Source organism: Streptomyces spiramenti, from assembly GCF_012034385.1.
GTDB classification, from domain to species: domain Bacteria; phylum Actinomycetota; class Actinomycetes; order Streptomycetales; family Streptomycetaceae; genus Streptomyces; species Streptomyces spiramenti.
This window is the reverse complement of record NZ_JAAVJB010000253.1, coordinates 1-6508: the sequence shown is the minus strand read 5'-3', so window position 1 is coordinate 6508 and position 6508 is coordinate 1. Positions and strand designations below refer to the sequence as shown.

The window sequence follows — 6508 nt, the reverse complement described above, 5'->3', positions numbered from 1 at the left end:
TCCGAGCCCCCTGCGGGTGGGCGGTCGGGCGTCCGAGGGCCGGGCGGAGGCCGGCAGTGCCGAGGCCGGTCGGCCCGGCGGGCACCACCGGACGGCCCGGGGCGGACACGGACGGCTCCGCCTCGGGGGCCCGCGCCCCCGGTACCGCCGCGTGTCCGGTGCCGAACGACGCCGTTCCGCGCGCCGGCGCCGGGAGGTCACCCGGGTCGGCGAGGAGCGTGCGGACGGCCGGGGTCGCGAACGGGTCCTCCTCTGCCGTCCGGTCCGCTGCCGGACGGCGGACGGGGAACGGGGGCGGGCCGTGGAACCGGGACCGGGAGCCCCCGGGGCGCTGCGGGGCCGGGGGCACCGCGGCGGAGGAGGGGACCGGGGTGAGCAGCGGCGCCGACCCGCCCGGCAGCGGCGGGGCGGCGGCGGACGCCTGCGCCCTGACCGCCTCCAAGCAGTCCTCCTCGCGGTAGCGGCGGCACTCGCGGTGCCAGAGGAGGATGCCGGAGAGCCAGTTCTCCAGGTCCTTCACATAGGCGCCCATCGCCTCGCGCGCCTCCTGACCGAGCCGCATGTCGTCGAAGAGCACCGGCAGTTCGTGGGCGACGACGTGCTGGAACTGACTCATCCGCGACCGCATCAGGTCGTCGACGATCCGTAGCGCCGTGGGGTAGTCGCACTCGAAGAAGGTCTGGACGACGAGGACGCAGTTGTGGACCTCACCCTCGAACTCGATCTCCTTCTGGTACGAGAAGACGTCGTTGATCAGGCACGCGTAGTCGGCGGCGGCGTTCTCCAGCGAACGGACGGGGCCGCTCGCGTAGACCTCCGGGCCGATGGCGTCGGCGCGGCGCAGCCGGCAGAGGCTCATGGTGAAGTCCGAGCCGAAGGTGGCGCGGCGCATCTCCATGTAGTCCACCGGGTCGGGCACGCGGTGCGCCGCCTGGTTCTCCAGCTCCCAGACCCAGCTGGCGGTCATCGTCTCCAGTGAGGCGCGGAAGGACACCCTGGCGGCGGGCGGCATCGGGGCGACGGTCCTGGCCCAGAGGTCGGCGAGTCCGCGTTCCAGCGCGTTGGACGGCGGCACCGCCGCCGCGCCCTCCAGCGGCATGAACAGGGCGAGGCGCGCGTTGCAGGCACGGGCCGCCGCGATGTCCCGGGTGCGGCCGAACACCACTGGGAAGTAGTCGTCGCCGTAGGTGCCCCAGGCCAGCCACTGCGAGCTGAGGTCGAGCGCGTCGGAGGTGGCCTCGGGGTGGATGCCGGCGGCACAGAGCGGGAAGTCGAAGCCGGCGAGGCGGTCGCGGTCCCAGATGTCGGAGGCGGGGACGCCCGGTTGCGGCCGGAGCATGCCCATGGCCTCGCCCCACTCCACCGTCGCGCGGCGGGCGCTCTCCAGGTGCGGGCTGAGCCGGACGGTGAACGGCATGTCGAAGTCGGGCAGGATCGACGGCCCGACCCGCTGGTGCGGGGTGTGGGCGTGGCGCCGCAGACCGCGCAGCCCGGAACGCGCGCTTCCCAGCAGGGCCTTGACCTGGGCACCGAGGACGACCTGGCCGGCGGTGCCGATCCCCGTGGGGCCGGGTGCCGACCAGCCGCCGGTCAGCGGGGACCCGGAGCCTGCGGCGGCGCCGCCGTCGTTCATGTAGCGGCTGGACCGCAGGTGCCACTCGTGGCCGCCGGCCTGCCAGTCCTGGAGCCCCTTGGCGTAGGAGAGGACGTCGGCGCAGGCGGCGGGGTCCAGGGCGTGCTCGGCGAAGAGCGGCGCCAGTTCGGTGAGCGCTGTGTGCTCGAACTGCTGGAGCCGGGAGGTCAGCAGGTCGTTGACGGCGTCGGCCGCCTCCTGGGTGGAGCAGCCGAGGAAGCGTTCCAGCACCAGGACGCCGTTGCTGAGCTCGCCCTCGTCCTCGACCTCCCGCTGGTAGGAGAAGAGGTCGTTGCGGAGGTGGACCGCGTCGGAGAACGAGTCGCGCAGTACCCGCAGCGGCCGGGAGGACGCGACCGCCACGGGCACCTCGGCACCGGCCGCGTGTTCCACGAGCCCGGCCGACCAGGGGGCGCCGCCGACCTTGCGGCGCATCTCGATGTACTCCACGGGGTTGGCGATCCGCCCGGCGTTGATGTTGGACAGCTCCCAGAGCGACTCGTTGAGGAGGTGCTCGGTGGACTCGGCGAACCGGGCGCGCCAGGCGGCCGAGCGGTCCGGGACGGTACGCCGCCAGAGGTCGCCCAGCCCGGCCTCGACGGGGTTCTCGGGCTCGGGGAAACCGGCGGAGAGGTCCATCGGCATGAAGGCCGGCAGCCGGTCGAGGTGGTACTTGCCGCCCTCGCGGTCCTGGGTGCGCTTGTACGCCTCCAGGAAGTTGTCGTCGAAGAAGAAGACCCAGACGTACCAGTCCGTGATCAGACTGAGCATCTCCGCGTCGGTGTCGGGGTGGGTGTACCCGCACAGCAGCGCGTAGTCGTGGGCGTCGAGGTCGCGCTGCTCCCAGATGCCCGAGCCCTCCAGCATCCCCATGCGGCGGGCCCAGGCGCGGGTGTGCTGCCGGGCCTGCTCCACGTGCGGGCTGAGCCGCGGCGGATACGGGGTGTAGAAGTCGGGCAGTGTGAACGGCTGTGCTGACACCGGGGGAGCCTTCCTGAGCTGTTCGTGCCGTCCGGTGACCCGGACGGCCGGGAACTACCCGGGCCGTGCGCGCGCCATCCCGGCACCGCAAAGGTCGTACAAACCGACGAACCTGGGAGACGGCGGGCCGGGCCCGGCCGCGAAGCGGGAGGCGACCGGCAGCAGCGGGCGCACGGGGGCGATGACGACGAAGTCGGGGCGGCGCGGGCGTGCGGAACCACCCGGGTACGCCGGGGGCGCACGGGTGAGTGGCGCGCTACGACCCGGGCGGGGACGGCGACCACGACACGCCGCGGTGTCGGCGTGTCGCAGTCGTGGTGGAGCGGCGGCGCGGTGAGGCGGCGTCAGAACGGGTCCACGGCGGCGCCTCCCCTGGCCACCGGGGTCGGGGCGGCCGGGGTGGTCGGGGCGGTCGGACGCCCGGGCGTAGCCGGCCCACCGGGTGGCGGGTCGGTTCGGGAGGTGTCGGAGCCAGGGGACGCACCGGGCGGCCCCGGTGCCCGCGTCCTCCGGGCCGCGACACGGGCCCGGTCCATCTCCCGCCACTCCCGCCGCATGCCGGCCACCGTGGTGACCAGCGCGTACAGCACCGCGGAGACGACCAGCACCGGCGTCAGGCCGAACGCGGTGACGCCGAGTCCGCCGAACAGCCCGCCCAGCGGAATCCCCGCCCAGGCCAGCGAGGAGCCGACGGAGGTGACCCGACCCAGCAGGTGCCGGGGGATCCGCTCGAAGCAGACCGCCGAGATGACCGGGTTGAGGAAGCCCGCGCCGAAGCCGCCGACCGCGAAGGTCAGCACCACCAGCCACAGCGGCGCACCGAACGCCATCGCGAGGTAGCGGGGCGCCCCGGCCACCAGGTACCCGGCGAGGTACACCGGGCGGCGCGGCAGCCGGTGGGCCCATACCGCCGCGATCGCACTTCCCAGGACCGCGGTGCCTCCCATCGCCGCCGCCAGCAGCCCGATGGTGGCGGGGCCGTTGCCGGACGACTCGACCCACACCGGCAGCATCACGGAGGTGAACGCGGCGTCGAGCAGGTTGGTCACGGCGGCGGTGACGTACAGCAGGAGCAGCAGGGGCTGGCTCCGCAGGAACCGGAACCCCACCGCCAGGCGCGCCCAGTAGCCCTCCGGGGCCCGGCCCTCCGCGGGTGACGGAGGAGCCGTAGTGGCCCCGGAGGCGCGATCGACGCCGGGACCGTGAGCGGCCTCGGGTCCCCGGGCCTCCCCGGGCGGGTGCGCATCCCCGGGACCGTGAGCGGCCTCGGTTTCGGGGACCGCGCCCGTGTGGGGGACCGCACGCGCTGCGGGGACCGCGCCCGTGTGGGGGACCGCGCCGCGATCGGGCGACCGCCCCATGCCGCGGGGGAGGACGGTGACGACGATCAGCGCCCCCAGCGCGAAGCAGACCGCGTTCACCAGCACCCCGACCAGCGGGCTGGTGACGGCGATCAGCACACCGCCCGCGAACGGCCCGACCGTGGAGGCCAGCCGTTCCACCATCCCGGCGAGGCCGGTGGCGCGCTCCAGCACCACACCGCTGCGGTCGGCGGCCTCGGGGACCATGATCTGCTTGGCGAGGTCGCCGGGGCCGCGCGCGGCCCCGGCGAGGGCGACCAGGGCCAGCAGCCCCCAGAACGGCAGCGCCCCGGCGAAGTGGAGCAGCGGGATCAGTGCGACCGTCAGCGCGCTGGCGACATCGGTGGTCCAGGAGATCCGCCGCGACCCGGTCCGGTCGAGCACCGGACCGGACATGGCCTTGGCCAGGACGTAGGGGGCCATCTCGCAGAAGACGACCAGTCCGGTCTGGGCAGCGCTGCCGGTGGTGACGAGCACGAACCACGGAATCGCGATCGCCGAGACCCGGGTACCGGTGAGGGCGACGGTCAGGGCCGCGAGCAGCCCCACCAGGGGCCGCAGTTCGCGCGCCTTCGCCGTCGGCGGCCCGGCCGCGGGTACCAGTGCCACCGTCGTCCCGCTCATCGCGCGGAGCCGTCCCCGGCGGGCGGGGCGGTCGGACGGGCGTCGTCGGGCCCCTCCGCGCGGTTGCCGGGCGAGGCGTCGGGCGCGGGTCCGGGCCGCCCCTCTTCGGCCGCCTCGTCCCGCGGCGCGGGCTCCGGCAGGACCAGGACCACGGCGCTGACGTACTCGGCGCCCTCCGGGGCCTCGCCCGGCGCGTCCGGGTCCTCCCACCGGTACCGGGCGAGGACCTCCACCAGGTCGTCCCGCAGCTGCTCGCCCTCGGCCAGCGTCAGCCGCAGCGAGACGTCGGACATGGTGAACACCTGCTGCCACTCGCGGGGCATGTCGGGATACGCCTCGACCCCGCTGCGCAACCGGGCGCTGTAGAAGGACTCGATGGCCTGGATGTAGGCCATCGACGCCTCCGGCTCCCGGACGAGCAGCTCACGGTCGTCGAAGCGGGTCATCTCGTGGGCGGCGCGCCACCAGCGTTCGCGCGAGGTGCCCTCGTCACGGTCCTCGGCGACCAGGCCGGCGTCGGCCAGCTGCCGCAGGTGATAGCTGGCGGAGCCGGTGTTGATGCCGAGCTTCGCGGCGAGCCGGGTAGCGGTGGACGGGCCGTGGCGGCGCAGCTCGCCCAGCATCCGCAGCCTCCGGGGATGTGCGACGGCGCGCAGGCTGCCGGCGTCGAGGCGTGCCGCGCTCCGCCCTGCGAAGGGATCCCCGCCGGGGTCGGTCCCGCGGGTGGGCTCCTCCGGCGGGACCGCCGGTCCTGCCGGTTCGGCGCGGCCTGTTCCGTCGTTGTCCATGACGGCAGCGTAGAACACCAAGAGGTGTTTGCAAACAGTTCTTGGCAAAGAACTGTTTGCATGGCCGCGACTCGGAGCACGAGGGGGCGCGGCTGCCGGGAGCGCCGGCCCACCCGACGACACCGAAAGACTGTCCACAGCCTGTGGACGATCGAGCGAGAGCCACCGTCACGGCACATTTACCTCAGCAGGTCATGAACGAGACGTAGCGGGAACCGGCGGCTGCGGACGGCTGAGCGGACGGGACCGGCACGCGCCAGCGGGAGCGGCAGCTGGACGGCGGCGGACGGAGCCCGCGCCGGGCGCCCGGCAGAGGCGGGCGCCGTGAACGCCGTGCGTGCCGGGACGGATCCCGGGATGCGGGGCCCGTCCCGGCCGACGGCCGGTCCGGCGGGTCACCCCGGGCTGTTGAGGCCGTGCTCATGGGCGAAGACCACGATCTGCACCCGGTCCCGCAGACCCAACTTCCGCAGGATGGAACCCACATGGGTCTTCACCGTGGACTCGCTGACGAAGACCCTCGCACCGATCTCGGAGTTGCTCAGCCCCGCCGCGACCGCCGTGAGCACGTCGCGTTCCTTGCCGGTCAGGTTGTCGAGACCGGGCGGGGCGGGGCGCCTCGGCCGGAACGTGCCCTCCAGCAGGGTCGCGAGATCCTGCGGCGCCAGCACGGCGTTCCCGGCGTGCACCGTGCGGATCGCGTCGCCCAGCATCACCGGAGTGGTGTCCTTCAGCAGGAAGCCGCTCGCCCCGTACCGGATGGCGGTCGCGGCGCGGTCGTCCAGGTTGAAGGTGGTCAGCACCACCACCCGCACCGGCCTCTCCCGTCGCGCGGCCCGGCTTGGCCCGAAGATCTGACGGGTCGCCTCGACCCCGTCGAGGACGGGCATCCGGATGTCCATGAGCACGACGTCCGGGTTCAACTCGTCCACCAGACGCACCGCCTCGGCACCGTCCGCTCCCTGCCCGACCACCGTCATCCCCGGTTGGGCGTTGACCATGACGGCGACGCCCTCCCGGAACAGCGCCTGGTCGTCCACGAGGAGGACGCGGATGGGCTCCGGTTCCGCACCGGTCCCCGTCCCGCCGCCCGGCCCCGGAGCGGAGGTGTGCGGCGGGAC

At 74.2% G+C, this 6508-nt stretch carries 3 protein-coding genes and 1 pseudogene; all 4 read right to left on the bottom strand.

Annotated features, from left to right (window positions below):
* Positions 1-382 precede the first annotated feature (382 nt).
* Positions 383-2614 (bottom strand): annotated as a pseudogene (locus HCJ92_RS20835) (terpene synthase family protein); the annotation flags it as partial.
* 344 nt (positions 2615-2958) lie between these two features.
* Positions 2959-4584 carry an MFS transporter gene (locus HCJ92_RS20830; RefSeq protein ID WP_338054295.1) on the bottom strand — a complete coding sequence of 542 codons (1626 nt, stop codon included), beginning with the start codon at positions 4582-4584 and terminating at the stop codon, positions 2959-2961.
* A gap of 11 nt (positions 4585-4595) precedes the next feature.
* Positions 4596-5387 (bottom strand): ArsR/SmtB family transcription factor, encoded by a 792-nt coding sequence (locus HCJ92_RS20825; RefSeq protein WP_167935151.1) that lies wholly within the window; start codon positions 5385-5387, stop codon positions 4596-4598.
* Between the two features lie 395 nt (positions 5388-5782).
* Positions 5783-6442 (bottom strand): response regulator, encoded by a 660-nt coding sequence (locus HCJ92_RS20820; RefSeq protein WP_338054297.1) that lies wholly within the window; start codon positions 6440-6442, stop codon positions 5783-5785.
* Positions 6443-6508 lie beyond the last annotated feature (66 nt).